This is a genomic window from Micromonospora halophytica, from assembly GCF_900090245.1.
GTDB classification, from domain to species: Bacteria; Actinomycetota; Actinomycetes; order Mycobacteriales; family Micromonosporaceae; genus Micromonospora; species Micromonospora halophytica.
In genome coordinates this window covers 1-26118 of sequence record NZ_FMDN01000009.1, presented here as the reverse complement: position 1 = coordinate 26118, position 26118 = coordinate 1, and the positions used below count along the sequence as shown (strand labels likewise).

General features: G+C 73.3%; 20 protein-coding genes. 10 read left to right on the top strand and 10 right to left on the bottom strand.

Annotated elements, in window-relative coordinates:
• Position 1: 1 nt before the first annotated feature.
• On the bottom strand, positions 2–1354 hold the full coding sequence (locus GA0070560_RS14435; protein ID WP_091296592.1) for an MFS transporter: 1353 nt from the start codon (positions 1352–1354) through the stop codon (positions 2–4).
• A 78-nt stretch (positions 1355–1432) separates the two neighbouring features.
• Here GA0070560_RS14435 and GA0070560_RS14430 point away from each other — a divergent pair, with 78 nt between their 5' ends.
• The 3 genes from GA0070560_RS14430 (at position 1433) to GA0070560_RS14420 (ending at position 4300) form a co-directional block, all read left to right on the top strand.
• Complete coding sequence (locus GA0070560_RS14430) at positions 1433–2077, top strand: TetR/AcrR family transcriptional regulator (RefSeq protein WP_091297074.1); 645 nt, start codon at positions 1433–1435, stop codon at positions 2075–2077.
• Positions 2078–2138: 61 nt separating this feature from the next.
• A complete protein-coding gene (locus tag GA0070560_RS14425; RefSeq protein ID WP_091296589.1) occupies positions 2139–3479 on the top strand; it encodes a flavin-containing monooxygenase in 1341 nt (446 codons plus the stop codon).
• Positions 3476–4300, top strand: coding sequence for an SDR family NAD(P)-dependent oxidoreductase (locus tag GA0070560_RS14420; RefSeq protein ID WP_091296585.1), 825 nt, complete (start codon positions 3476–3478; stop codon positions 4298–4300). The genes GA0070560_RS14425 and GA0070560_RS14420 overlap by 4 nt, the downstream gene beginning before the upstream one ends.
• A 5-nt stretch (positions 4301–4305) precedes the next feature.
• Here GA0070560_RS14420 and GA0070560_RS14415 read toward each other — a convergent pair whose 3' ends face one another.
• From GA0070560_RS14415 to GA0070560_RS14400, 4 genes are all read right to left on the bottom strand, one after another.
• On the bottom strand, positions 4306–6528 hold the full coding sequence (locus tag GA0070560_RS14415) for a glycosyl hydrolase family 95 catalytic domain-containing protein (protein WP_091296582.1): 2223 nt from the start codon (positions 6526–6528) through the stop codon (positions 4306–4308).
• A 20-nt stretch (positions 6529–6548) separates the two neighbouring features.
• Positions 6549–7610 carry a LacI family DNA-binding transcriptional regulator gene (locus GA0070560_RS14410; RefSeq protein WP_091296579.1) on the bottom strand — a complete coding sequence of 354 codons (1062 nt, stop codon included), beginning with the start codon at positions 7608–7610 and terminating at the stop codon, positions 6549–6551.
• Entirely contained in the window at positions 7607–10063 is a 2457-nt protein-coding gene (locus GA0070560_RS14405) for a glycoside hydrolase family 3 C-terminal domain-containing protein (RefSeq protein ID WP_091296576.1), read from the bottom strand. Before GA0070560_RS14405 ends, GA0070560_RS14410 begins: the two co-directional genes overlap by 4 nt.
• A 289-nt stretch (positions 10064–10352) precedes the next feature.
• Positions 10353–11573: an ROK family transcriptional regulator gene (locus GA0070560_RS14400; RefSeq protein ID WP_245675518.1), complete on the bottom strand. Its 1221-nt coding sequence runs from the start codon at positions 11571–11573 to the stop codon at positions 10353–10355.
• A gap of 222 nt (positions 11574–11795) precedes the next feature.
• Here GA0070560_RS14400 and GA0070560_RS14395 point away from each other — a divergent pair, with 222 nt between their 5' ends.
• The 3 genes from GA0070560_RS14395 to GA0070560_RS14385 are packed head-to-tail and all read left to right on the top strand — an operon-like array spanning position 11796 to position 15450.
• A complete protein-coding gene (locus GA0070560_RS14395) occupies positions 11796–13457 on the top strand; it encodes an extracellular solute-binding protein (protein ID WP_170839410.1) in 1662 nt (553 codons plus the stop codon).
• A complete protein-coding gene (locus GA0070560_RS14390; protein WP_091296571.1) occupies positions 13454–14488 on the top strand; it encodes an ABC transporter permease in 1035 nt (344 codons plus the stop codon). Before GA0070560_RS14395 ends, GA0070560_RS14390 begins: the two co-directional genes overlap by 4 nt.
• The gene (locus tag GA0070560_RS14385; RefSeq protein WP_245675517.1) at positions 14485–15450 is read left to right on the top strand and encodes a carbohydrate ABC transporter permease; all 966 of its coding nucleotides are present in this window, start codon (positions 14485–14487) and stop codon (positions 15448–15450) included. Before GA0070560_RS14390 ends, GA0070560_RS14385 begins: the two co-directional genes overlap by 4 nt.
• 44 nt (positions 15451–15494) lie before the next feature.
• On the opposite strand, the gene GA0070560_RS14380 is transcribed toward GA0070560_RS14385, so the two are convergent.
• Complete coding sequence (locus GA0070560_RS14380) at positions 15495–17828, bottom strand: TIM-barrel domain-containing protein (protein ID WP_091296568.1); 2334 nt, start codon at positions 17826–17828, stop codon at positions 15495–15497.
• Positions 17829–17998: 170 nt separating this feature from the next.
• On the opposite strand from GA0070560_RS14380, the gene GA0070560_RS14375 reads away from it, so the two are divergent.
• Positions 17999–19999, top strand: a complete 2001-nt coding sequence (locus GA0070560_RS14375; RefSeq protein ID WP_091297065.1) for a beta-galactosidase — start codon at positions 17999–18001, stop codon at positions 19997–19999.
• Between the two features lie 58 nt (positions 20000–20057).
• Here the strand turns inward: GA0070560_RS14375 and GA0070560_RS14370 are convergent, their stop codons facing one another.
• The gene (locus GA0070560_RS14370; RefSeq protein WP_091297062.1) at positions 20058–20708 is read right to left on the bottom strand and encodes a LysE family translocator; all 651 of its coding nucleotides are present in this window, start codon (positions 20706–20708) and stop codon (positions 20058–20060) included.
• 113 nt (positions 20709–20821) lie between these two features.
• Here GA0070560_RS14370 and GA0070560_RS14365 point away from each other — a divergent pair, with 113 nt between their 5' ends.
• From GA0070560_RS14365 to GA0070560_RS14355, 3 genes are all read left to right on the top strand, one after another.
• Entirely contained in the window at positions 20822–21373 is a 552-nt protein-coding gene (locus GA0070560_RS14365; protein ID WP_091296565.1) for a GNAT family N-acetyltransferase, read from the top strand.
• 217 nt (positions 21374–21590) lie between these two features.
• Entirely contained in the window at positions 21591–22415 is an 825-nt protein-coding gene (locus tag GA0070560_RS14360; RefSeq protein ID WP_342670423.1) for a GNAT family N-acetyltransferase, read from the top strand.
• A 99-nt stretch (positions 22416–22514) separates the two neighbouring features.
• Complete coding sequence (locus tag GA0070560_RS14355) at positions 22515–22880, top strand: DnaJ family domain-containing protein (RefSeq protein ID WP_091297059.1); 366 nt, start codon at positions 22515–22517, stop codon at positions 22878–22880.
• 29 nt (positions 22881–22909) lie between these two features.
• Here GA0070560_RS14355 and GA0070560_RS14350 read toward each other — a convergent pair whose 3' ends face one another.
• The 3 genes from GA0070560_RS14350 to GA0070560_RS14345 form a co-directional block, all read right to left on the bottom strand.
• On the bottom strand, positions 22910–24964 hold the full coding sequence (locus tag GA0070560_RS14350; RefSeq protein ID WP_170839409.1) for an NACHT domain-containing protein: 2055 nt from the start codon (positions 24962–24964) through the stop codon (positions 22910–22912).
• Between the two features lie 74 nt (positions 24965–25038).
• Positions 25039–25431 carry a hypothetical protein gene (locus GA0070560_RS28715; RefSeq protein WP_170839408.1) on the bottom strand — a complete coding sequence of 131 codons (393 nt, stop codon included), beginning with the start codon at positions 25429–25431 and terminating at the stop codon, positions 25039–25041.
• Positions 25432–25813: 382 nt separating this feature from the next.
• Positions 25814–26118 (bottom strand): transposase (locus tag GA0070560_RS14345; RefSeq protein ID WP_139131495.1); only part of this gene is annotated, 305 nt, incomplete at its 5' end.

Below are 26118 nucleotides of genomic sequence, written 5' to 3'. Positions count from 1 at the left end.
TCTAGTGCGCGGCACCGACCGGCCGGTCCGCGGCGCGGGCCGCGCCGTCGAGGGTGTAGCGGCGTTGCAGCAGCAGCGCCACCAGCATCGCCGCGGCGGGCAGCAACCCGAAGCCCCAGCGGATCGCGGCCAGCGCCGAGTCCGGTTGGACGACGCTCTCGCCGGCGGCGGACGCGACGAACCCGCCGGCGGCCAGGCACAGTGCGTACGCCCACGGGCCCAGCGCCGCGCCGGTGGCCTCGGTGGCCGTCCACACCCCGGTGTAGGTGCCGGCGGCGCCGGTGCCGGCGCGGATCACGTCCGGGACCATCGAGAACGGCAGCAGTTGCATGCCGGCGAACGCGACGCCGAGCACCGCCACCGCGGCGATGAGCACCGGCAGCCCGGCCGGGCGCCCCACCGCGAGGACCAGTGCGCCGACGGCGAACGCGCCCTGCGCGGCGAGCAGGGCCCGCTGCTTGCCGAACCGGCGGGCCACCACCAGCCAGCCGGGAGTGACCAGCAGGGCCGGGGCGACGAACGCGGCCACCAGCACGGTGGTCAGCCCCGGGCGGCCCAGCTCGTACTCGGCGTAGTAGGGCACCCCGGCCAGCACCAGGTGGGTGGTGGTGGACATCGCCAGGTAGGCGGCGACCAGCCAGCGGAACTGCCGGTCCCGCAGGGCCGCCGCCAACGCCCGCCAGCCACCGGTGTGCCCGGCGGCCGGCGCTGCGGCGCTGCGGCGCAGCCGGGCGATGCCGGCCACACCGACCAGCATCGCGGCGAGCATGCCGACGGCCAGCAGCACCCCCATCCGCTGGTAGCCGCCGCGGGTGGCGGTGTCGCCGCCGGTCAGTAGCGGCGCCAGCAGTCCGGAGACGAGGATGCCGAGGGTCAGCACCACCATCCGGAAGGCCATCAGCCGGGTCCGCTCGTCATAACCGATCCGCAGGTCGGCGGGGGTGGCGAGGTAGGGGACCTGGTAGGCGGCGAAGAGCAGGTTGCCGGCGACGAAGGCCACCGCCACCCACGCCGCCGCCGGGGCGCCGGTCAGCCCGCCGGGCACGGCGAACAGCGCGGCGAAGGCGACCGGCAGCACGCAGCCGAGCAGCAGCAGCCGCCGCCGGTCGCCCCGGCGGGCCTGCTCGACGTCGCAGCGGTGCCCGATCCACGGGTGCAGCAGCACGTCGGCGACCTTGGGCAGCAGCAGCGCCAGGCCGGCCAGCCACGGGGTGACGGCCAGCACGTCGGTGAGGAAGTACAGCAGCAGCAGGCCGGGCACGGTCACCCAGACGCCCATGCCGAGCGAGCCGGCGGCGAACCCGAGCAATGGTCCGCGGGGCAGGGCGGCCGTCTGCTGGTCGGGCCCGCTCATCGCCGCCTCCTGTCCCGGGCGCGTCGCCCGCCAATCCAACGGATGCTGGATTGTAGGGGCAGAATGGTCGCCATGACCATGCCCCGCCGCCGACCGGGCCGGCCCCGCCGCGACCAGAGCCGCGACACCCGCGAGGCGGTGCTCGCCGCCGCGACCGCGCTGTTCGCGCAGCGGGGCTTCGACGCCGTCGGGCTGCGGGAGGTCGCCGCCGCCGCCGGCGTCGACGTGGCCACGGTCTCGCACCACACGGGTACGAAGGCACAGCTCTACGACGCCTGCTTCGCCCGGGTCTTCGCCGCGGAACGGCAGGCCCTGGAGGCGGCGGCCGAACACGCCCGGGCGGCCCTGGACGCCGGGCCGGCGGCGGCGCTGCGGGCCCTGCACGACCTGGTGGACGTCTTCGTGGACTTCCTGGAGGACCGGCCGGAGACCACCGCGCTGTGGCTGCGCCGCTGGCTGGAGCCGCACCGGCACGCCGAGCTGGACCAGCGCTACGCCGCGCCGCTGTACCGCCTGGTCACCGACCTGCTCACCGCCGCCGCGGCCAGTGGCGCGCTGGTCGAGCCGACCCCGCACGTCTCGGTGCGCAGCCTGGTGTGGGCGGTGCACGGGCACGTGGTGGCCCTGGCCGCCTCGGACGGCTCCCCGGCGCGGGAACGCCGCGAGTTCCGCGCCTTCGTGCACCGCTTCCTCGACGGGCTGTACGCAGCGGCGGGCTCTTGACGTGCCGCTGCGCCCCGGCCATTATCCGACAGTCGTTGGATTATGGCGGAGGGGAGTGGCGATGAGCGGGCAGCCGGTCGTGGCGGTCATCGGGGCGGGCGCCGCCGGACTGGCCACCCTCAAGGCGCTCGCCGACGCACGCGTGCCCGCGGTCTGCCTCGAGGCCGGCGACCGCGTCGGCGGCCTGTGGGTCTTCGGCGCGGCCGGGTCGCCGGCGTACCGCACGCTGCACCTGAACACCAGCAAGGCCCGTACCCAGTTCGCCGACCATCCGATGCCGGCGCACTGGCCCGACTACCCCGACCACACCCGCGTCGCCGGCTGGCTCGGCGACTACGCCGACCGCTTCGACCTGCACGGGTCGATCCGGCTGCGGCACGTCGTCGACCGGGTGGTCCCCGAGACCGGCGGCCGGTGGCACGTGCACGCCGACACCCCCGACGGCCCGGTACGCATCACCGTCGACGCCGTCGTCGTCGCCAACGGGCACAACCGGGTCCCGAAGACCCCCGAGGTGCCCACCGGCACCGTGCGACAGATGCACAGTCACGCCTACCGGGGTCCGGAGCAGCTCGCCGGCCGGCGGGTCCTCGTCGTCGGCGGCGGCAACTCCGCCATGGACATCGCGGTGGACGCCTCGTACGCCGCCGCCCGCACCCTGCTGTCGCTGCGCCGAGGCGTCTGGGTGGTGCCGAAGTACCTGCTCGGGCGTCCGTCGGACACCCTCAACGGGGCCCTGGCCCGCCGGCTGCCGTGGCGGCTGCGCCAGCGGATCAGCCAGCGGATGCTCGCCGCCACCGTCGGCCCACCACAGCGCTACGGCCTGCCCGCCCCCACCCACGGCTTCCTGCAGGACCATCCCACCCTCTCCGACGGGCTGCTGTCCCGGCTCACCCACGGCGAGATCGAGGTCCGCCCCGGCGTCACCGGCTTCGACGGCGACACCGTCACCTTCACCGACGGGCGCAGCGACGAGATCGACCTGGTGATCTGGTGCACCGGCTACCGGGTGGAGGTGCCGTTCCTCGACCCGGCGCTGCTCGGCGACGGCGCGGACACCCTGCCGCTGTACCGGCACGTCTTCCACCCCGATGTGCCCGGGCTGGCGTTCGTCGGGCTGATGCAGTCCACCGGCGCCGCCTTCCCGCTGGTCGAGGCGCAGGCCCGGCTGGTCGCCGCGCACCTGGCCGGCACGTACGCGCTGCCCGACCCGGCACGCCAGCACGCCGACATCCGCGCCGAACTGCGCGCTGCCGTCGACCGCTGGGGCGACCGCCGCCCCGCCATGCGGGTCGACTTCGACGCGTACCTGGCGCTGCTGGGCCGGGAACTGACCGAAGGCGTCCGCCGCGCCGCCCGGGGCGAGGGCGTGCTCTTCACCGGCGCGCAGGTGCGTCCGTGACCGGCCTGCGGGGCCGCCGGGTGCTCGTCACCGGCGCCCAGGGGACCTTCGGCCGGCACCTGTGCGCCGCGCTGCACACCGCCGGGGCCGAGGTCGTCGGCCTGGACCGGCACCCGGACACCACCGCCCGGACTCCGGTGATCGGCTGCGACCTGACCGACCCGGCTGCCGTGCCACCGGCGGTACGCGCCGCCGTCGAGCGCCTCGGCGGACTGGACCTGCTGGTCAACAACGCCGGGGTCGGCGGGCCCGCCCCGGCGGAGCTGCCCCCGGACGAAGCGGTGCGGGCGCAGCTGGAGGTGAACCTGCTCGCCGCCTGGCGGACCACCGCCGCCGCCCTGCCCGACCTGGTCGCCGCCCGCGGGCGGGTGATCTTCGTGGCCAGCCGGATGGCCGTGCTGCCGCTGCCGCTGGCCGCCGCGTACGGGGTGAGCAAGCGGGCCCTCGTCGCGTACGCCGACGCGCTGCGCCTGGAGGTCGGCACCCACGTCGGGGTCAGCGTCGTCTACCCCAGCATGGTCGCCTCCCCGATCCACGACAGCACCGCCCGGGCCGGGCTGTCACTGCAGGGGGTGTCCCGGCTGGAGCCCGTCGACGGGGTCGTCGCGGCGATCCTGCGGGCGGCCACCGCCCGGCGGGCGCTGCGCGACGTCGCCACCACCCGGCGGGGACGTCTGGAGATGGCCCTGGCCCGGCACGCGCCGGCGCTGGCCGACCGGCTCGTACGGCGTACCGTCGCGGCCCGGATCGCGGCCGGTGACCTCGACGGCGCGTCGCTGGCGGCCGGCATGGTGCGGCGGCACCGCGACCCGGGACGGTAGCCGGCTCACCCGCCGTCCGACGTGTGCGCGACCCGCACCGGCACCCCGGCGGGCAGCCGCAGCGTCGCCGTGTCGTACGGGGTGCGCACCTCGACGCTCCGGGTCAGCGCCGACACCAGCCGCGCCGTGAGACGGCCCGGCTGCCAGGACAGCTCCTGCACGGTGATCCGCCCCGGCAGCGTCACCCCGCGCAACGTGCCGCGTTCCAACCCCGGCGGCACCGCCGGCAGCAGCCGCACCACACCCGGCCTGGCCTGTGCCAACGACTCGATCAGCACCGCCGGCAGGGCGTGCGCGGCGTCGGCGTTGTAGGTGACCAGCCCGGGGTTGTGGGAGCTCATCAACGACCGGAAGAACATGTCGTTGCCGAGGATCTTGCACAGGTTCACCCCGACCAGGGCACCGTCGCGCAGCCGGGCGGCTCCCAGGGCCCGGTGCAGGCTGCCGTGCGCCGACAGGTTCTCGTCGCCGCGCAGCGTGAGCGCCCGATGGGCGGCGGCGGCCAGGTCCGGCGTGTCGTCGGGGTCGATCTCGCCCAGCGGCCACACCGGGTAGAGGTGACTGACATGCCGGTGTTCCTCGTCGGCGGGCGGGCCCGGCCAGGCCCACTCGGCGAGGGCTCCCCGCTCGTCGATGCGGTACGCCGGCAGCCGGCCGCGCAGCTCGTCCCACCGGTGCGCACCGGTCACCTCGGCGGCCACCCGCAGGGCGTGCCGGGCGGCGGCGACGTCCATCGTGGCGTTCACGGCCACCGGGGCGGGCCGCCCGTCGGCGTCCGGTGGACCCGTCTCCGGCGAGTACGACGGCACGAGCACCACCGTGCCGGTGTCGTCGGTGACGGTGAGGACGTCGGTGAAGAAGTCGGCCGCCTCGGCCAGCCAGCCGGCCACCTCGCCGAGCGGCTCACCGGTCACCAGGTGGTGCTCGTACAGTGGGAACAGCAGCCAGTCCGCGCCGGCCAGCCACGCCGTGAACGGCCAGTCGGGGTGCACGTGGAACAGGTGCCCGTGCTCGCCGTCGGTGCGGCTGGGCGCGAGCAGCCCCCGCGCCCCGTACACGGCCCGGGCGTTGCGCCGCCAGTCGTCGAGCTGACCCGCCACCAGCCGGGCGTGCGCGGCGGTGACCTCCGGCAGCGCGCCGACGTTCGCGCCGGCCAGTTGCAGGTTGACGTTGGCGTCGGTGGTGAAGTCGCCCGCCCACGCGGCGTCCCACGAGCCGAGCCACAGCCCGGTCAACCGGGGCGGCAGCTCCCCGCTGGCGCTGAGCAGCAGGTACCGGCCGGCGTGGAAGAGCCGCTCCAGCAGCGCCGGCAACGGCGTGTGCGGGGTGGCCCGCTGCCGGGCGAGCAGCTCACCGACCGGCAGCTCCCGCTGCGCCGCGGGCACCCCCAGGTCCAGGCTGACCCGCCGGTACGGCACCTCGTGCCGTGGCAGGTGGCGGGCCAGCAGGGTGTCGTAGTCGCCGTCGACGGCCGACAGCCGATCCGCCAACTCCCCGGTGCGCCAGCGCGGGTCGCCCACCCGGTCGAGCACCGTGGTCAGCAGCGCCGGTCCGCGTACCGCCACCCGGTCGCCGTCGAGCGTGACGTCGCCGCGCAGCAGGGTCAGCCCCTCGAAGCCGTACGCGCCGCCGACCTGCGGGTAGTGCCCCCGCACCCGCAGCAGGACCAGATCACCCCGGCGGTACGCGGCGTACGTGTAGCGCACGTCGGCGGGGCGGCCGGGCAGCTCGCCGGTGACCCCGACCGTGCAGTCGCCCATGTCCAGCTCGGTGACGATCATCGCGTCGGCGCGGGAGACGAACGAGCGGCGTCGCCCGCCCGCCCACTCGACGACAACCTGCCCGGTGTCGAACTCGGTGCGCCGCCGGTAGTCGCGCGCCGGGACCGGATCCGCCGCGTCGACGGTCAGCGCGAAGCCCGGATGGTACGACTGCGTCCACTGCAGCTCCCGGCCGCCGGTGAGCAGGCGGGCCGCCTCCGTCCGCCGACCGGCGAGCACCAGCTTCCGGATCCGGGGCAACTGCTCGGCCAGCTCGGGCGCTCGGGCGTCGTGGGTGCCGTTGGGCAGCACGAACCGGTGGTGGTTGACGATGATGCGTTCCGCGTGCGGATCGCCGCACACCATGATCCCGTACTCGCCGTTGCCGGCGAGGAACGCGTCCTCCCAGCTCGCGGCGGGTGCGGGATCCCAGATGCGGTGGGCCGACGCGGGCAGGCTGTCCGTCATCGACGGTCCTTCCGCGCCGGTCAGTGGCCGCCGGCGGCGTGCACCGCCGGGGTGGCGGCGGTGCTGTCGCGCACGGTCAGCCGCGGCTGCAGCAGCGTCGCCTCCGGCACCTGCTCGTCGCGCAGCTTGCTCATCAGCAGCGCCACCGCCTGCCGGCCGATCTCCTCGGCGGGCACCGGCACACTGGTGAGCATCGGGCCGCTCTGCTCGGCGAACGGGTCCGGGCAGATGGCCACCACCGACACGTCCCGCGGCACCTGCCGGCCCAACGTCGGCAGGGTGGCCAGCACCGGCCCGACCGCGGCCTCGTTCTGCACGATCAAGGCGGAGACGTCCGGGTGTTCGGCCAGCAGCGCGGTCAGGGTCCGCCGCACGTCGGCGGCGCCCTCCTCGCAGGGCAGGGTCACCACCTGCACGCCCTGCAGCTCGGCGGCCTCCACCACGCCGGAGCGGGTGCGGTGCGCGAAGCCGGTGCCGCGCTCGTACACCGCCGCGGGCGCGCCGAGCAGGGCGACCCGACGGTGGCCCAGCCCGGCCAGGTGCGCCACGCACGCCGCGCCGGCCCGGTGGAAGTCCAGGTCCACACAGGTCAGCCCGGTGGCCTCGGCGGGGAAACCGATCAGCACGCTGGGCAGGGCCAGTTCCCGCAGCAGCGGTACCCGCGCGTCGTCGAGTTCCACGTCCATCAGCAGCACGCCGTCGACCAGGGCGCTGGCGGCGATGCGGCGCAGCCCGGCCGGCCCCTCGTCGGAGGTGACCAGCAGGACGTCGTGGTCGTAGCGGCGGGCGGTGGTGACCACCGCCGTGGCGAACTGCATCACCACCGGCACCTGCATGCCTGAGCGCAGCGGCAGCACCAGCGCGATCACGTTGGCCCGACGGCTGGCCAGGGCGCGCGCCCCGGCGTTCGGGTGGTAGCCGAGCAGCCGGATGCTGGCCAGCACCCGGGCGCGGGTCAGCTCGGAGATGGCCCGCTTGCCGCTGAGCACGTACGACACGGTGCTCGCCGCCACCCCGGCGTGCCGGGCCACGTCGGCGATGGTGACCTGGCCGGGCGACGGGCGCCCCGGCGACCCGGTCACGGTCGCCGTCCCGCGACCGCCGGGGCCCGGTGGCCGTCGGCGGGCTGCTCGCCCCGCACGGTCAGCGCGCCGAGCAGCCGCACGTCGCGGGCGGACCGGCCGACCATCAGGGTGTGCGTGGCGTCCTCCACCACGTACCCGCCACGGGTCTCGTCCCACCAGCGCAGCTCGTCGGTGCGCAGCCGCAGGGTGACCGTGCGCCGCTCGCCGGGGGCGAGGCTGATCCGGGTGAAGTCGCGCAGTTGCCGCAGGGGCTGCTTGACCCGGGAGCGGCGTTGCCGGGTGTAGAGCTGCACGACCTCCTCGCCGGCGCGGTCGCCGGTGTTGGTGACCTCGCAGCGCACCTCGACCTCCTCGCCGGCGGTCACCGCCGTCGCGCTCAACCGGAGCCCAGCGTAGTCGAACCGGGTGTAGCTGAGCCCGTGCCCGAACGGGTACAGCGGGTCACCCCGGTGGTACAGGTAGGTGGCGTCGGCGCCGATGATGTCGTAGTCGAGCAGGTCGGGCAGTTCGGCCGCGTCGGCGTACCAGGTCTGGGTGAGCCGGCCGCCCGGCTCGGCCTCGCCGAGCAGGACCGCCGCCAGCGCCGCGCCGTGCTCCTGCCCGCCGTGCGCCGACCACAGCACCGCCGGCAGGCCCTCCTGCGCGGCGCCGATCGCGTACGGGTAGCTGCTGGTCACCACCAGCACGGTGCGCGGGTTCGCGGCGTGCACGACGCGCAGCAGCGCCTCCTGAGCGGCCGGCAGGGCCAGGTCGAGGCGGTCCTCGGTCTCCCGTCCGTTGACCATCGGGTGGTTGCCCAGCATCACCACCGCCACGTCCGCCGCGGCGGCCAACGCGGCGGCCTCGGCGGCGCCGTCGGTGAGAAGTTCGACGGTGAAGCCGGTGGCGGCCTGCGGGCCCGGCGCGTCGGCGCGCAGCCGCCCGTCGGCGTCGACGGTGACGTACCGGTCGGTGGCCAGGTGGTGCAGCAGGGTCGTGCCGTCGGGCCCGGGACGGAAGCGGAACGTCTCCCGGACCACCCATTCGCCCGGGCCGGGACGGTCGTTGGCGAGCGCGCCGTCGTCGTCGGCGCCGACGTGCCGGCCGTTGCCGACCGCCCGCAGGGCCAGGATGTCGCGGCCCCAGTCGAACACGTCGAACCCGGTGGCCTCGGCGCCGAGGGTGAGCGGGCCGCCTTCGGGCGTGTCCGGGCAGTGCACGTAGCGTTCCCCGACCCGCAGCGCGATCCGGTCGGCGCCGTCGTGGGTGGTGACCGTCGGCAGCCGCCGGGCCAGCCCCTGGTACGCGGTGATCGCGTACGGCGGGGTGCCGCTGTACCAGTCCTCGTACACCGCGTCGGCCAGCGGCCCCAGCACCGCGATCCGTAGCTGCGGCGCGGGCGTCAGCGGCAGCAGCCCGTCGTTGCGCAGCAGCACGATCGACTGGCGGGCGGCCTCGCGGGCCAGTTCCCGGTGCGCCGGGCAGTCGAGCACGTCGGGGGAGACGCCGGCGAACGGGTCGGCGTGCGGCGGGTCGAGGTCGCCCAGGCGGATCCGGACACTGAGGATCCGGCGTACCGCGCGGTCCACGTCGGACTCGGTGAGCAGGCCCCGGCGCAGCGCCTCGGTGATCCGCTCGACGGTGGGCGCCGGGTCGGCGTCGTCCTCGGTGAAGTTGTCGATGCCGGCGCGCAGGGCGGCGGCGAAGCCCTCGACGTGGTCGGGCAGGTACGCCTGCACACCGGCGATGTTGCCGGCCGCCCCGGCGTCGCCGACCACCATCACCTCGTCGTCGGCCCATTCGCGCAGTTCGGTCTCGATCAGCGGGCTCAGGTGTGCCGGCACCCCGTCGACGAGGTTGTAGGAGGCCATCATGGCTACCGCCGCGCCGGCCTCCAGCGGGGCCCGGTACGCCGGCAGTTCGTACTCGCGCAGCACCCGGGGCGGCAGGTCGCTGGAGGTGGTGGCCCGGTCGGTCTCGTTGTTGTAGCCGAGGAAGTGCTTGACGGTGGGCGCGGTACGCAGCCGGTGGGGGTGGTCGCCACGCAGCCCCCGGGCGTACGCGGTGGCCAGCCGGCCGGTCAGCCACGGGTCCTCCGACCAGCCCTCCTCGTTGCGTCCCCACCGGGGGTCGCGCAGCGGGTTCACCACCGGCGCCCACACGTTCAGGCCGACCCGCTGCGGGTCGGCCTGGTGCTTGATGCGCACCTCGTCGCCGACGGCCGCGCCGACCGCCCGGACCAGGTCCGGGTTCCAGCTGCTGGCCAGCCCGACCGCCTGGGGGAAGACGGTGGCCTCGCCGAGCCAGGCCACCCCGTGCAGCGCCTCGGTGCCGGTGCGGAACGCGGGCAGGCCGAGGCGGGGGACCGGGGCCTGCCACTGGTGCAGCAGTCCGATCTTCTCCGGCAGGGTGAGTCGGGCCAGCAGGTCGTCGATCCGGGCTCGGGGGGACGGGGCGGGGCTGTCGGTCATGGTGGTCGTACCTTCCGTGGGGCTGACCCGGCACGGGCGCGACACTCGTCGGTCGAAGCGCTTCGACGAGCGTCGTGGAAGCGTGCCGCATCGCGGTGCAGGAGGGTGGTGGCGGTCGCCGGCCCGGAAGCGGTGAAGCGCTTCGACGACTGCGTGGAACATGCCGCCCCGGGTGCCCGAACGACGAGACGGCCGTTCGAGGTTGGCACCACGGGACCGGTCCGGTCAAGAGGCCGCCGCGTCCCTGCCGGGCGAGCGACGGCCGTCGCGGAGGGACGGGTACGTGGGATCAGGGCACGGGCAGGCGTCCCGCCTCGACGGAGGCGAGCGCGGCGGTGGCGCCGCCGAGGGCGGTGGCCGTCGGCCCGAGCGTGCTGGCGTCGAGGTGGCAGCCACCGGCGTCGGGGGCGAGCGTGCGGGCGGCCAGCTCGGCCCGGGCGGCCGGCAGCAGCCAGGGCCCCAGGGTCGCGAAGTGGCCGCCCACCACCACCGCCTCCGGGTTGAGCAGGTTGGCCAGCACGGACACCCCGTGCCCGAGGTGCCGGCCGATCTCGGCCAGTCCGCCGACGACGGCGGGATCCTCCTGCCGGGCCAGGGTCAGGACGCGCTCCACCTCCGGCAGCCAGTCGAGCACCGGGCCGTCGTTCTCGGCGTCGGGCAGCAGGCGGCGGATCACCGCGGGCAGGCTGGTCAGCGTCGCCAGGCAGCCGCGTCGCCCGCAGCTGCACCGCGGACCGGCGGGATCCAGCGGCACGTGCCCGATCTCGCCGGCGAAGCCGCGGCTGCCGCGCAGCAGCCGGCCACCGGCGAGCACCCCGGCGCCGACCGCGACACCGCCGGTGAGGTGGACCAGGTCGGCCGTGCCGGCGTACGCGCCGTGGCGCTGTTCGGCGAGGACGGCGAGGTTGGCGTCGGTGTCGACGGCCACGGTGAAGCCGGGGTCGCGCAGCGCGGTGCGCAGTTCGCTGGTGATCGCGACGTCCTGCCAGCCCAGCGCGGCTGCCAGCGGCACCGCTCCGGTGGTGTCGACCAGGCCGGGCACGCCGACGGTGAGGCCGAGCACGGTGCGTCCCTGGCCGGTGACCCGGCCGACCGCCCGACGGGCCAGGCCGGCGAGCGCGCGGATCGTCTCGGTGGGGGAGGCCGACGGGGCGGCGAAGGCGCGCCGCCAGGTCAGCAGGCGGTTGCCGCCCAGGTCGACGGCGACCACCACCAGTTCGTCGGCGCCGATCTCCATGCCCAGCGCGGCGTACGGCTCGCCGTCGAGGACGAGCATGGTGGCCGGCCGGCCGACCCGGTTCTCGGTCAGCCCGGTCTCGCGCAGCAGCCGGCGGTCGATCAGCTCGGTCACCAGGCTGGAGACGGTGGCCTTGTTGAGGCCGGTGTGCGCGGCGATGTCGGCGCGCGAGCAGGGCGCGTGCCGGCGGACATGCCGCAGGACCACCGCCCGGTTGGTCACCCGCACGTCGCCGAGGTCGCTCGGCTGCGGTTCGGTGTGGATGCTGATCACGATCTGCCCGCTTCCTGCGCCGCCGGTGCGCGGTCCCCGAGGTGCCGCGCGTCCATCATCGCGCATCGCCGTGTCCGGGCCTGTCCACCCGGTCGCGGCATGGTCACCACTGTCTTGTGGGACGGATCACCGTCGATTAGTTTGTTCGGCTAGAACCCCAACTAACTCTAGCCGAGCCTCCGACGCTCGGAAACCCGACACACACGATGAAGGGAGTGCGCCGTGAAGCCGTCCCTGCCGGGCGCATCCACCGACCGCCGGACCCTGCTGCGGATGATCGGACTCGGCGCCGCCGCCACCGTGGGCGGTTCCACCCTCGCCGGTTGCAGCAAGGAGGCGGGCAGCAAGGGCACCGCCACCAAGGGCGACGCCATCCGTGAGGTCCTGCCGACGCACAGGCCCGCCGAGCTGCTCAAGGCCGACATCCCCGGCGAGGGGCCCATCCCCCAGGGCTACCTCAGCTACCCACGACAACTCGTCGACGCGGTCACCGAACAACCCGGCAAGGGCGGCGGGCCGATCCGCACCATGAGCCCCTGGTGGGGGCCGACCCCGCCGACGTTGGGCAGCAACTCCTACCTCGCGGCGGTCAACGCCAAGCTCGGCGTGGAGGTCAACCCCAGCCTGCAGGACGGCACCACGTACGCCGACAAGCTCAACGCGATGCTCGGCGCCCGCGACGTGCCCGACCTGCTCATGGTCCCCAACTGGGAGGTCGACAAGGTCGCCCGGTTCTCCGACGCGACCAAGGCGCTCTTCGAGGACCTCACCGAGCACCTCAAGGGCGACGCCGCCGCGAAGTATCCCTACCTCGCCGCGCTGCCCACCGGCGCCTGGGAGTACTCGGTCTGGGGCGGCCGGCTCTACGCGGTGCCGTACCCGACCGACGGGCCGTTCGCCTGGGCCCTGTTCCACCGCAAGGACCTGCTCGACAGGGCCGGCCTGGCCGCCCCGACCTCGCCCGAGGAGCTCTACGAGCTGGGCAGGAAGGTCACCGACCCGGCCAAGGGGGTCTGGGCCTTCGGCAGCATCTTCGACATGGTCCAGCAGTTCTACGGCTGCCAGCAGACCTGGCGCAAGAAGCCCGGCGGCGGCCTGGAGCACAAGTTCGAGAACCCCGCCTTCAAGGCCGCCCTGGAGTTCACCGCGAAGCTCTTCAAGGACGGTCTGGTCCACCCCGACACGGTGGCCAGCAAGGGCGCCGACGAGAAACAGCTGTTCAAGGCCGGCAAGATCCTGATGTTCCAGGACGGGCTCGGCGCCTGGCAGGGTCTGCAGGGCGAGCAGTCCAAGGTGCTGCCCAGCTTCAACATGCAGCCGCTGCCGGTGTTCGGGGTGCACGGCGGCCAGCCGGTCATCTGGGGCAGCGAGAAGCCGGTCTTCTTCACCTTCCTCAAGAAGGGCGCCGGCACGGACCGGGTCGACGAGCTGCTGCGGGTGCTCAACTGGTGCGCCGCCCCGTTCGGCAGCCGCGAGTTCGAGCTGCGCGAGTACGGCGCGGAGGGCCGGCACTTCACCCGCGGCGGTGACGGCAGCCCGGTCCCCAGTGACCTGGGCCGCAAGGAACTGGGCGGCCAGTACAACTTCTGCCGCCCCGCGGTGAAGGTCACCAGCGGCGACACCCCGAACTACGTCCAGGACTACCTGGGCTACTACCGGAAGAACATCACCCTGATGGAGAAGGACCTCTTCGCCGGGATCAAGCTGGAGCTGCCGGCCAACTGGTCGAAGGTCCTGCAACCGACCGACGACAAGATCCGCGACATCCTGCGGGGCCGCCGCCCGATCAGCGACCTCGACCAGGTGACGAAGGAGTTCCTCGCCACCGGCGGCGAGGAGGGGCGCGCGTTCTTCGCAAAGGCGCTCGCCGACAACGGCCGATGAGCGGCCCGGGCGCCCCCGGCACGGTGGACGCGCCGGAAGCGGCCGGCCAGGCGCCCCCGCCCGGGCGGGACCTCCGCCCGCCCGGGCGCCGCCGGCCCAGGAGGCAGAGCCTGCGTGCGCGGCTGCGTCGGGACTGGCCGCTGCTGGCGATGACCGCGCCGGCCGCCGCGCTGCTGCTGGTCTTCCACTACCTGCCGACCCTCGGCAACGTCATCGCCTTCCAGGACTACAACCCGTTCGTCGGCGACGACCCGATCGAGGCGTTCCTCTACAGCGAGTGGATCGGCTTCGGCAACTTCGAGGTCCTCTTCTCCGACCCGCTGTTCTGGGACGCGGTGCGCAACACCCTCACCATCACCGCGTTCCAGCTGGTCTTCTTCTTCCCGCTGCCGATCATGCTGGCGATCCTGCTCAACAGCCTGGTCTCCGGGCGGGTGCGCGGCTTCGTGCAGAGCGTGGTCTACCTGCCGCACTTCTTCAGCTGGGTGCTGGTGGTCACCTTCTTCGTCCAGATGCTCGGCGGAGCCGGCCTGCTGGCCCAGGAGATGCGCGAGGCCGGCCTGCAGCCGTGGAACGTGATGACCAACCCGGACACCTTCATCGTGCTGGTCACGGCCGAGGCGGTGTGGAAGGACCTCGGCTGGGGCGCGATCGTCTTCCTGGCCGCGCTGGCCGCGATCGATCCGAACCTGTACGAGGCGGCGGCCGCCGACGGCGCCGGACGGTGGCGGCGACTGTGGCACATCACGCTGCCCGGACTGCGGCCGGTGATCGTCCTGCTGTTGATCATGCGGTTGGGTGACGCGCTGTCGGTCGGCTTCGAGCAGTTCATCCTGCAACGGGAGGCGGTCGGCCGGGACGCGGCCGAGGTGCTCGACACCTTCGTCTACTACCAGGCCATCGCCACCCAGCAGTGGGGCCTGGGCGCGGCGGCCGGCCTGTTCAAGGCGGTGGTGGGCCTGATCCTCATCGTCGCCGCCAACAAGGTGGCACACCGACTCGGCGAGCAGGGGGTGTACTCCCGGTCATGACCGTGAAGCTCAAGGACGCCACCGTGGCGTCGGCGACCGGCGGCGTACCACCGCGACGGTCGCGCAACCGGCGGCCCCCGTGGGAGGAGCCGCCCACGCCGCTCGGGCTGTTCGGCAAGGGCGTCGTGCTCGTGCTGCTCGTGGCGGCCGTGCTCGTGCCCCTGTGGGCGGTGCTGGTGACCAGCCTCGCCTCGCGGGAGACCATCGACGCGGCCGGCGGAATGGTGATGGTGCCCCGCGAGATCGACCCGTCGGCGTACCTCACCATCTTCAACGGCGGGCAGATCACCCGGGCGGTCTGGATCAGCACCCTGGTCACGGTGCTCGGCACCACGGTGAGCCTGGCGCTCACCGTGCTGGCCGCGTACGGGCTGTCCCGGCCGGGGTCGGTGGGCCACCGCGGCCTGCTCTTCTTCTTCCTGCTGACGTTCCTGATCTTCCCCGGCCTGGTGCCCAGCTACCTGGTGGTGACCGGGCTGGGGCTCAAGGACAGCATCTGGTCGCTGATCCTGCCCAGCGCGATCAGCGTGTTCAACCTCGTGGTCATCCGGGCGTTCTTCATGAACGTCCCCGGTGAGCTGCTCGACAGCGCCCGCATCGACGGGGCCGGCGAGTTCCGCATCCTGACCCGGATCATGCTGCCGCTGTCGAAGGCGGTGATCGCGGTGGTCGGCCTGTTCTACGCGGTCGGCTACTGGAACGCCTACTTCAACTCGGTGCTCTACATCGACGACAACGACAAGTTCCCGATCCAGCGGGTGCTGCAGAGCTACATCCTGGCCGGGCAGTCGCCGAACGTCTCGGGGGCCGCGGTCAGCCTGCCCGGGGTCACCGCGTACCCGCCGACGCTGGCCGTGAAGATGGCCGTGGTGGTGGTGACCGTCGTCCCGGCGCTGATCGTCTACCCGTTCGTGCAGCGGCACTTCACCAAGGGTGTGATCACCGGAGCGGTGAAGGGCTGAGGTACGGCGCCCGACCCGGTCACCGGGTCGGGCGCCGTCGTCGCTCACGCCGCGAACCACGCCTCGAACACCGCCGGTATCACCGCCTCGCCGTCGAGCAGCACCCGGCGCACAGCGTCGTCGCCGACCACGCTCACCCGCCCGACCCGCAGCGGCCCGTCGGTACGCACGTGCAGGGTGTCGCCGTCGCGCACGGCCTCGACCACGGTGTCGCCGTCGACGTCGTGGATCACCGTTCGGGCGTCCACCCCGCCCCAGCTGAGCAGGGTCACGTCGTGGAACGGCCCGTCCCAGGTCCGGTCGGCCGGCGCGACCACGGGGATCAGCGCGCCGTGTCGGACGTACAGTGGCAGCCGGCGCAGCGGCACGGTGACCCGCAGGTGCCGCCCGCCGGGGTGCCGCTCGCCGGTGGCCGCGTCCACCCAGTCGTCGCCGGTCGGCAGGTAGAGGCGGCGCTGCCCGGACGGGTCGGTGACCGGGGCGACGAGCAGATCGGCGCCGAGGCGGTACTGCAGGTCGCTGGTCCACGCGGTCGGGTCGTCCGGGGTGTCGACCAGCAGCGCCCGCATCATCGGCGCGCCGGTGCGGGCCGCGTGCACCGCCGCCGAGTAGAGGTACGGCAGCAGCCGGTAGCGCAGCCGCAGCGCGGCCACCGCGTCCCGCTCGGTCTCGGCGGGGAAGTCCCAGGGCAGCCGGCTGGTGGTGCCGTGCAGCCGGACCAGCGGCGAGAGCGCCCCGAACTGGGTCCAGCGGACGTAGAGCTCCGGCTCCGGGGTGCCGTGGAAGCCGCCGGTGTCGTGGCTCCAGAACGGCACCCCGGACAGCCCGTGCGACAGCCCGCCGCGCAGGGTGCTGGCCAGCGCGGGCCAGGTGGCGTTGACGTCCCCGCTCCACTGGGCGCTGTGCCGCTGCCCACCCAGGTACGACGAGCGGGCCCAGACCGTACGGTGTCCGGTGACTTCCTCGGTGACGTCGGCGACCACGTCGTTGAACATCAGCGCGTACACGTTGTGCAGCTCGACCCCGGTCATCCCGTTGTGGGCGACGGCGTCGGCGGGCACCCCCTCGGCGAAGTCGGTCTTGAACACCGCCGCGCCCTGTTCGAGCAACGGCCGCAGCAGCCCGCTGAACCAGCGCACCGCCGCCGGGTTGGTGAGGTCCACGATGGCGCAGGCCGGGTAGCTGCCGTGCCAGACGTCGGCGACGTAGGTGGAACCGTCGGCGCGGCGCAGGAAGTAGCCGGCCTCGGCCGCCTCGGCGTACAGCGGGCTGCCGGTCATCAGGTACGGGTTCATCCACAGGCACACCCGGAAGCCCTGGTCGGCGAGGGTCTTGAGCATCCCGGTCGGGTCGGGGAACGCCTCGTCGTTCCAGCGCAGCTCCGACCAGCGGCCGGCGACCTGCCAGTAGCAGTCCAGGTGCAGCACGTCGCAGGGGATGCCACGCTCGCGGATCAGCCGGGCCCGCTCCAGCACCCGCTGCTGGCTGTCCGGGAAGAAGCCCGAGGAGATCCACGCGCCGAACGCCCACTTCGGCGGCAGGTACGGCCGGCTGGTCAGGGCGTCGAAGCGGTCCAGCACCTCGGCCGGGGTGGGGCCGGCGAGCACGTAGTAGTCGAGCAGGTCGTCGGGGACGAGGATCTGCACGCTGCTGTGGGTGGACTGGCAGACGTCGAACTGCACCGGCAGGCCGCTGTCGACCAGCACGCCGTAGCCGCGGTCGGAGAGGTAGAGCGGCACGTTCTTGTGCGAGCGGTCGGACTCGCCGCCGAAGGCGTCGAAGTTCCACATCAGGGCCCGCTGGCCGCGCTTGTCCAACGGGGTGAACTTCTCGCCGAAGCCGACGAAGCGTTCGTCGCCGGGCGCGACGAAGCTCTCGTGCCAGGCGACGGGAGCGCCGTCGGCGCTGGAGCGGCCGAACGGCAGGGTCCGCCGCCGGCCGCTGATGTCCTGGGTGCCCGGGTCCTGTTCGACGAGGAGCCGACCGTCGGCGGTGCGAAAGCGCAGCCGCCACGGGTCGAGGCGGATCTCGGCGACCACGGCGCCCGCGTCGACGCTCACCAGGCCCCCGGTGACGGTCACCTCGGCGGGATGGGCGGCCGGGTGGACCAGCGGCAGGGCCCGGGCGGAGCGGCTGCGGGCGGCGAGGTCGTCGGCGAGGCGTACCCGGATCACCCCGTCGCCGGCGGCCTCCACCCGTGCGACCAGCGTGTCCCCGGCGGAGGTGACGGCGGTGAGGGTGACGCCGTGCGGGTCGGTCCCGCCGACCTCGGCCCGGGTGACGACGGCCGTCCCGTGCTCGCCGGGGGCCCGCACGGGCAGGTCGGGCGGGTCGGCCACGAAGGTCTCGTACGGGACCAGTGGCGGGCGGTAGGGCATGGGGTCTCCTCTACGGGGGAGGTGCGTCCGGCGGTCCCGCCAGTTTCTTTGGCTTCCCAACAAACTGTCAACGACCTCCGGCGACGGCTGCCACCTCGCTCGCCATTGACATGGGCAAACGTTGTTCATAATTTGGACGCCTACTCAACAAAGTGGACGGGGTGTGGGTCATGTGGGGTGACGGCCGGCTCTGCTACGGCGGCGACTGGAACCCGGAGCAGTGGTCGCCACAGGTGTGGCGCGAGGACGTCGCGCTGATGCGCCAGGCCCGGGTCAACCTGGTCACCGTCGGCGTGTTCGCCTGGTCCCGGCTGGAACCGGCCCCCGGCCGGTACACCTTCGACTGGCTGGACCAGGTCCTCGACCTGTTGCACGACGGTGGCATCCGGGTCGCGCTGGCCACCCCCACCGCGTCGCCCCCGCCCTGGTTCTCCCTGGCCCACCCCGGCGCGCTGCCGGTCACCGCCGACGGGGTACGGCTGCACCACGGCAGCCGGGACACCTACTGCGCCGCCGCGCCCGCGTACCGCACCGCCGCCCGCCGCATCACCGAGGTGCTGGCCGACCGGTACGCCACGCACCCCGCGCTGGCCATGTGGCACGTGCACAACGAGTACGGCACCACCTGCCACTGCGAACACACCGCAGCGGCCTTCCGCACCTGGCTGGCGCAACGCCACGGCGACCTCGGCGCGCTCAACACCGCCTGGGTGACCAGCTTCTGGAGCCAGCACTACTCCGACTGGGCACAGATCAGCACCCCGCGCGCCACCCAGTACCTGGCCAACCCCGGCCAGCTGCTCGACTTCCGTCGGTTCTGGTCCGACACCCTGCTCGCCGCGTACGTCGAACAGCGCGACCTGCTGCGCGCGGCCAACCCCCGGGTGCCGGTCACCACCAACTACGTGCTGGGCGACTGGGTGCCGGTCGACCACGCCCGCTGGGCCCGGGAGGTGGACCTCGTCGCCATCGACCACTACCCGTCGGCCGTCGACGGCGGCGCGGAGGAACAGAGCGCGTTCGCCGCCGACCTCGCCCGGGGCTGGGCCCGGCACGGCGCCGGCGACGGCACGACACCGGCCTGGCTGCTGATGGAGAGCGCCCCGAACCACATCTACACCCCCGGTCGGATGCACACCAAGGAGCCCGGGCGGATGGCCCGGCACAGCCTGTCGCACATCGCCCGCGGCTCACGCGGGGCGATGTTCTTCCAGTGGCGCGCCCCGGCCGGCGGGGCCGAACGCTTCCACTCCGCCCTCGTCCCGCACGCCGGCCCGGACAGCCGGGTGTACCGCGAGGCGGTACGACTCGGCGCGATCCTCGACCGGATCGCCGAGACCGACGCCGGCGCGGTCGAGGCTTCCGTCGCGATCGCGTGGGACGCCGCCAGCGGCTGGGCGTTGCAGCACCCCGGCCTGCCATCGGCGTCACTCGACCACCACGCCGAGGTGTCCGCCGCGCACCGGGCGCTCTGGCGATCCGGGTACGCCTGCGACGTCGTCGTCCCCGGCGACCCGGTCGAGGCGTACCGGCTGCTGGTGCTCCCGGCGCTCTACCTCACCTGCGACGCCACCGCCGACTGGGTACGCGAGCACGTGCGCCGCGGCGGGCACGCGCTGGTCACCTGGCTCAGCGGCGTCGCCGACGAACACGCCCGGGTCCGGCTCGGCGGCTACCCGGGTGCCCTGCGCGACCTGCTCGGCCTGCGGGTGGAGGAGTTCCATCCCCTCGCCGAGGGGGAGCAGGTGCTGCTGTCGCGCGGTGGCACCGGGCGGGTGTGGTCCGAGACGGTGCGCCCGGCCGGCGCGGAGACGGTCACCGCGTACGTCGGCGGGGTGCTGGACGGGCTGCCGGCGGTGACCCGGCACCGCTACGGCGCCGGCGCCGCCTGGTACGTCTCCACCCGCCCGGACGACGAGACGTACCGCCGGTTGATGGTCGAGGCGGCGCACGCGGCCGGCGTCGGACCGGTCTGCCCGGCCGCGCCGCCCGGGGTGGAGGCGGTACGCCGACGCGCCGGCGAGGCGAGCTGGCTGTTTCTGGTCAACCACACCGACCGGCCGCAGCGGATCCCGGCCGACGGGATGGACCTGCTCACCGACACGCCGGTCGACGGCGAGGTGGTGGTGCCGGCCGGCGGCGTCGCCGTGATCCGCGAGACTCCCGACTGACCACTCGCAGCCCTGCCGGCACGTCACGAGCGGCCCGGCGGCACCCCGCCGACCGGGCTCAGGGCGTAGCGACGGCGGCGCGGGAGCGGTCGGCGGCGATCCGCACCGCCAGTGCGGCCAGCACGGTGCCCATGACGTAGCGCTGCGCCCGCGCCCATCCCGGCCGGCGGATGAGGAACGTCGACACCGACCCGGCGGTGAGCACGATCAGCGCGTTGACCGTCAGGGCGATCGTGATCTGGGTCAGGCCGAGCAGCAGGCTCTGCGCGGCCACGTGCCCGCGCGCCGGGTCGACGAACTGCGGCAGCAGCGACACGTACAGGATGGCGATCTTGGGGTTGAGCAGGTTGGTCACCAGGCCCATGGTGAACAGCCGCCGGGGCCGGTCCGGCGGCAGCGGCGCCGGGGCGAACGCCGATCGCCCACCCGGGCGCAGAGTCCGCCAGGCCAGCCACCCCAGGTACGCCGCGCCGGCCAGCTTCACCGCCGTGTACAGCGGCGGGACCAGCACGAACACGGTGGCGATGCCGGCCACGGCGGCGGCCAGGTAGACCAGGAACCCGGCGGCGACCCCGAGCAGGGACACCAGACCGGCGCGCCGCCCCTGGGTCACCGACCGGGACACCAGGTAGACCATGTTCGGCCCGGGCGTGAGCACCAGCCCCAACGCCACCAGCCCGATCCCCACCACCGCGCCCACCGTGACCATCGACGCCCCCCGCATCCGTCGCTCCCGGCACTCGACCCTACGGCCGTCGCGACCGGGGCGCAGCGGCCAATTCGGGGCTGCCGGCATGGACCGTGACGGGCCACACTGCACACATGTCCATGACGCTGCGCGCGCCGGCCACCGCGAGCGCCCCCGCACTCGTCCTACGCCCGTGGCGCGACGACGACGTCGACGCGCTGCTGCTGGCGCACCGGGATCCGACGCTGCGGGCGCGTACCCGCCAGCCGCTGACCACACCGGCGCAGGCCCGCCGGTGGGTGGCCCGCAGCCGGCAGGGCTGGGCCGCCGATCGCCGGTTCAGCTTCGCCGTGTGCGAGGCCGCCGACGACACGGAGCGGCTGGTCGGCACCGTCCTGCTCAAGGAGGTCGTCCCCGGCCGGCCGGCGGCGGAGGTGGGCTACTGGACGGCCGCCGACGCCCGGGGACGTGGCGTGGCGCCGCGCGCGCTGGAGACGGTCACCAGGTGGGCCTTCACCCGGTTCGCCGCGGCCGGGCTGACCTGCCTGGAACTGCTGCACCAGATCGACAACCCGGCCTCCTGCCGGGTGGCGGAGAAGACCGGGTACGACTTCGTCGAGGTGCTGCCGGCCCGGCCGCCGTTCCCGCTCGACGGGCACCGGCACGTACGCCGGCGTGCCTACTGACCGCCCTCACCGCGACGGCGCGGGGTGCCGTCAGGAAACACGCACCATCCGTGCGCGAGCGTGTTCGGGTAGGCCGTTGCCACAGTGCGCACACGATCACGACGAGGCCGGCGACGACTGCCGGTGGGAAACCCGGGTGCGGAGGATCGGCGGGGTGGTGTGTGCTCGGAGGATGCCGATTGAGATGGGTGCCCCGGGCGTCGACGGACTCGGTGACGTGGTGCGGGTGTTGCGGCAGTGGCAGTACGACGCAGGGCCCGTGCAGTTGCATCCGGGGGATGTGGGGTGGTTCTGGCGGTTCGGTGCGCAGCGGACGGCGGCGGCTACACGGACCTGGAGTCGGGCAGGGAAGGTTCTGGCCGTCGGGCTGCTGGATGGCGCGGAGTTGCTACGGCTGGCGTTCGCGCCGCAGGCGTTGCGGGACGAGGAGTTGGCGCGGCAGGTGGTCGAGGACGTGTCGGCGCCTGAGCGTGGTGTGCTGTTCGAGGGCAGGGCGTATGTCGAGGCGCCGACGGGTGCGCTGGTTCAGGACCTGTTGCTCAAGGACGGCTGGGCAAGTGGCGAGCCGTGGACGCCACTTCGGTGTGACCTCGGCGGGCCGGTGTCGGACCCGGGTGTTCGGGTCGAGGTGATCGGGCCGGAACAGGCGCACGAATGGGCCGCGGTCCTGCGGGCGTCGTTCGACGGGTCGACGTTCACCGACGAGCGCTGGCGCGCGATGGCGGCAGGTGCGCCGTATGTCGACGCGCGGTGTCTGGTCGTTCGCAACGAGCGGGGCGAGGCGGTGGCGGCGGTGACGGTGTGGTCGGCGGGTGAGGGCAGACTGGGGCTGATCGAGCCGATGGGGGTGCACCGGGCACACCGCGGTCACGGTTACGGCCGGGCGGTCACGTTCGCCGCGGCGCGGGCACTGCAGCAGCTGGGTTCGTCCAGCGTCGTCGTGTGCACCCCGAGCTCCAACGTCGGCGCCGTCGCCACCTACCGGTCGGCCGGCCTCGAGCAGTTACCCGAGCGACGGGACCTGTACCGCAACGCCTCCTGAGGTCCGGTGTACGTCGCGGCGCTCGGGCCCACCGGGAACGGCCGCGTCGTCCACGGCGCCGAAGCGTGGCGGCTACGGTGGATGGGGGAGGTGTGGGGCATGGTCGACAGATGGGAAGCGGCGGTAGAGGCGCAGATTCGCTCCGCGCAGCAGCGCGGCGAGTTCGACAACCTGCCCGGGGCGGGCAAGCCGATCCCCGGCCGGGGCCTGCCCTACGACGAGTCGTGGTGGATCATGAGCTTCCTGGAGCGCGAGGCGCTCCCCACCGATCTGCTCCTGCCCACGCCGCTGCAACTGCGCCGCAAGGTCGAACAGATCCCCGGCGCCCACCGCGCCCGCTGGACGCCGACGCAGCCGGTGGTTGTTCTGGCGCCAGCCGTGAGGAGTGCCCATCGACGTCGGCACCCGAGAGGTAGCATGCAGGCATCGAGGATGATCTTGCGCCGGGTTGAGCGGGTGGCGTGATCGATCGCAAGGCCCACTCGCCGGACTGGCTACTGGTCGCGATGTTCCGGCGGACGGGCGAAGTGATCTTGGAGTCGGCTGTGGCGGAACTGGTAGAACGCGCCGGCCTGGCGCAGTACGCCGCGCTGCTGGTGGGCGTCCTCGAGAAAGGTCATCACCCGCCAGGGCAGCCGCCGGGTCAGTGGTAGCCAGATGCGCGCGAGGACCACCCACTGCCCCCAGGCTGTCAGGCTGAGCACGGCTCCGAGCCCGCCTCCGAGCGCGGTGAGAAACCCGAACCTGAGCCCTCCTGGGAAAGTCCACACGAGCGTGACGCCCCACAGGGATCCGTTCAGGAGCTTGACGATCACCCCGACCCCGAGTCCCGTCACGAGCCCGAACAAGGGCCCGATCGTGAGCCACTGAAAGAACACCGTCCTACGGTTGAGGTCCAGCAGACCTCGGGGGTCGGAGGCGGCCTCGATGTCGACAGGAGCTTCAGTCCAGGCCATGAGCCCTCCGGCGAGCCCGCCTCCGAGCGCGAACGCGACCCCGAACACGACCGAGGTCGTCAGCCCGGCCACGAGCCCGACGGCATTTCTGAACTGCAGCGCGTTGCCCAGCCCGAACAGGAACCCGATCCCGGCCCCGGCCGCGAATCCGGCCATGAGCCCTATCCTGGCCCGCGCGAGGATCTCAGAGAGGGACCTGACATCCGACTGTCCCGTCCTGCCCCGGATGCGGATCCGTACGCGTGACGGCTCAAGCGCCGTGCCCCTGATCGCCCACCCGTGGATGAGCATGAAAGCCAGCGCGGCCGGGATGCCGTTGACCAGCCCGTCCACGAATCCGAAGACGAGTCCTCCGGTGAGCCTGGGCATGAGTCCACGCGAGGGGTCGGCGTAGGTGAGCATGTAGAGGAGGAAGTCCACGAGCCAGACCGTGAGCCCGAGGCACGCCCCGGAGGCAAGTCCGACCACGATCATGCGCGGCAGTGGGCGCATGGCGGTGCCCAGTTCCCACCACGCGAGGTCAGGCTTGCGACGCTGCCCGAGGTGCTGGGCGAGGTAGCCGAACCAGCGGGAAACCCGTTCGTGGCCCCGGTCCCCGTCCAGGCTGGACCACCCGCGCGGCGCGTTTCGATCGGGTTGGGCAGGTGGCTGCGGACCGCCTGGATAGACCGACGGGACCAGCGCCTGCAGTAGGTGACGTTCGATCATCTCGGCCGTCGGGAAGCTGCGCGGATCGGCGAGCTCACCGGGAAGCCTGTCCGGGGTCGCGCGTTCGTAGACGACGCGGCACAGCCACAGCAGCAGCGGAACCGACAGGACCTTGGCCACAGGGCTGGACGGATCCCGGGTCAGGGCGTCTGTGAGCGGTTGCCAGCGGTCCTGGTGGAGCGGCGTTGCGCACTCGAGCAGATACTCCGAGACCGCCTCGGCGGCCAGAGGCTCGGCCTGGACCACGGCGGCCGAGCGCAGCACGGAAGCGGAATTGATCGCCTCGGCGTAGTCATCGGTCCGGCACGTCAGCACCAGCGGGCCACCGGCCGCGAGGACGGAATTGAGCGCCCGCATCGCTGCCGGCCGCTCGGCGGCGGGCAGTTCGTCCAGGCCATCGAGGACCGGCAGAACGCGCCGATCCTGGATGAGGACGCGGACCGTCTCGACGCACAGGTAGGGATACTCGCGCAGCAGCTGCCGCTCCAACCAGGTGATGAGGTGCTCGACCCGGGGCCGCCAGGAGGCGAGCGACAGCAGGACCGGGACCGGGTGCCCTACCCGCATCCGTTGCAGCAACTCGATCACCAGCAACACAGCCAGGGTCGTCTTGCCGCTGCCCGCTCCACCGAGTATGACCAGTCGCCGCTGCCGCAGTCGCAGGAATGCGCTGGCGAAGGAACCGAGATCCGCGGCGCTTCCGTCGACTGGATCCCCCGTCAGGTGAAGATGGTCACCGAGCTTCTCGCTGGGTGCCGTGCGCCACCGAACGGGGATCGGCACCGGGTCCTGCAGACCGCGTACAGCGGCCTCGTGCCTCCACTGCGCCAGCACCACCCTCCCCAGCTTCTGCGCGGCGGTCTCCACCGGGTCGGGAAAGTGCACACTGAAGTAGTTGTTCTGGATATTGCTGGCCGTTACCTGGGGGTCGGTGCTGGCGGTGCCGGGGACGGATGACCCTAGACCGTCCCCGGCGTAGCTGGGGGGGCCGGCGGTGCGTGCACGAACGTCACCGGGCCGTTGAACTGCCCGACCGCCCCACCGTGGTTGTTCTCCACGGTGTAGGTCGTGTAGGTCCCGGTCGGGCCGGACCGGGCCAGCACCGCCCGGGCTGCGTCGAGGATCTGCGCGTCGGACGCGGCGCCGCAGGCGGCCAAGTCCTCACCGAGGCGCGTCTGCCACACTCCCGGCTCGGCTTCCCCCGCCTCCAGCGCCTCCAGCGCCGCGGTACGCCCGGCCAGTCGTTTGACGAGCAGAGCCTTCAATCCGGCGTACGCGTCCTGCACACCACTGGTGATCCCCGCCGTTGTGGCGGCGGCCAATGCCGCCGCGATCAACTCCACCCCTGTCACCGGACCGTCCTTTCCACACCGTCCGAAGTTTCGTCCATGGTGGCAAACCGCCGCTTGTCGTCCTTTAGCCGTTGGCTCCGGCGCCGCAACTCCTGCAGGCACAAGTATTCGACCATCGTCTATCTTCTCAATCGTACGGCGCGCATTGCCGCTGGGCCAGAAACCGCCCCGCGCAAGCGATGCCTGAGCCGGCCGCAGTCAGCGCGGTGGTTCCACTCCGCCATCCTCAAGCCATCGAATCTGATCTACGACCACTATAGACAGGCGGCACTACCGTGGTTTCACCGTCACTCCCACTGACAAGGGGAATCACATGAGGAGCCTGTCCCGGATCGTGGCACTCGGCGGGGCCGCCGCGCTGGTCTTTCTCGGCTCATCGAAGTTAAGCGGGGTTGAGTTGTCCGCGGTGGCGTCGGGTGGTGGCGGTGCGGGTGCGTAGGCGCTGGTTCTCGGGGTTGCGGAAGCCGTAGGCGTCGCGGGCGACGGTTTTGATGACTCGGTTGGTGCCTTCTGAGCCGGCGTTGGTGATGCCGGTGGTCAGGAACGCCTGGATCTGTGGCCACCAGGTCTCGATGGTGGTGGCGAGCCGGTGTAGTTCGGGCAGGTCAGTGGCGGCGCAGCGGGCGTAGAAGCGGTGCAGCAGCCGGTGGATCTGTTCCCGGTCGGGCTGGGTGCGGGCGGTGGCGA

Excerpts from the sequence above, each read along its gene's own strand:
- GA0070560_RS14390 (WP_091296571.1), top strand. The coding sequence starts at position 13,454 with ATGAGCGGCCCGGGCGCCCCCGGCACGGTGGACGCGCCGGAAGCGGCC.
- GA0070560_RS14355 (WP_091297059.1), top strand. The coding sequence starts at position 22,515 with ATGGTCGACAGATGGGAAGCGGCGGTAGAGGCGCAGATTCGCTCCGCG.
- GA0070560_RS14430 (WP_091297074.1), top strand. The coding sequence starts at position 1,433 with ATGCCCCGCCGCCGACCGGGCCGGCCCCGCCGCGACCAGAGCCGCGAC.
- GA0070560_RS14415 (WP_091296582.1), bottom strand. The coding sequence starts at position 6,528 with ATGACGGACAGCCTGCCCGCGTCGGCCCACCGCATCTGGGATCCCGCA.
- GA0070560_RS14385 (WP_245675517.1), top strand. The coding sequence starts at position 14,485 with ATGACCGTGAAGCTCAAGGACGCCACCGTGGCGTCGGCGACCGGCGGC.
- GA0070560_RS14375 (WP_091297065.1), top strand. The coding sequence starts at position 17,999 with ATGTGGGGTGACGGCCGGCTCTGCTACGGCGGCGACTGGAACCCGGAG.
- GA0070560_RS14380 (WP_091296568.1), bottom strand. The coding sequence starts at position 17,828 with ATGCCCTACCGCCCGCCACTGGTCCCGTACGAGACCTTCGTGGCCGAC.
- GA0070560_RS14405 (WP_091296576.1), bottom strand. The coding sequence starts at position 10,063 with ATGACCGACAGCCCCGCCCCGTCCCCCCGAGCCCGGATCGACGACCTG.
- GA0070560_RS14435 (WP_091296592.1), bottom strand. The coding sequence starts at position 1,354 with ATGAGCGGGCCCGACCAGCAGACGGCCGCCCTGCCCCGCGGACCATTG.
- GA0070560_RS14370 (WP_091297062.1), bottom strand. The coding sequence starts at position 20,708 with ATGGTCACGGTGGGCGCGGTGGTGGGGATCGGGCTGGTGGCGTTGGGG.
- GA0070560_RS14365 (WP_091296565.1), top strand. The coding sequence starts at position 20,822 with ATGTCCATGACGCTGCGCGCGCCGGCCACCGCGAGCGCCCCCGCACTC.
- GA0070560_RS14425 (WP_091296589.1), top strand. The coding sequence starts at position 2,139 with ATGAGCGGGCAGCCGGTCGTGGCGGTCATCGGGGCGGGCGCCGCCGGA.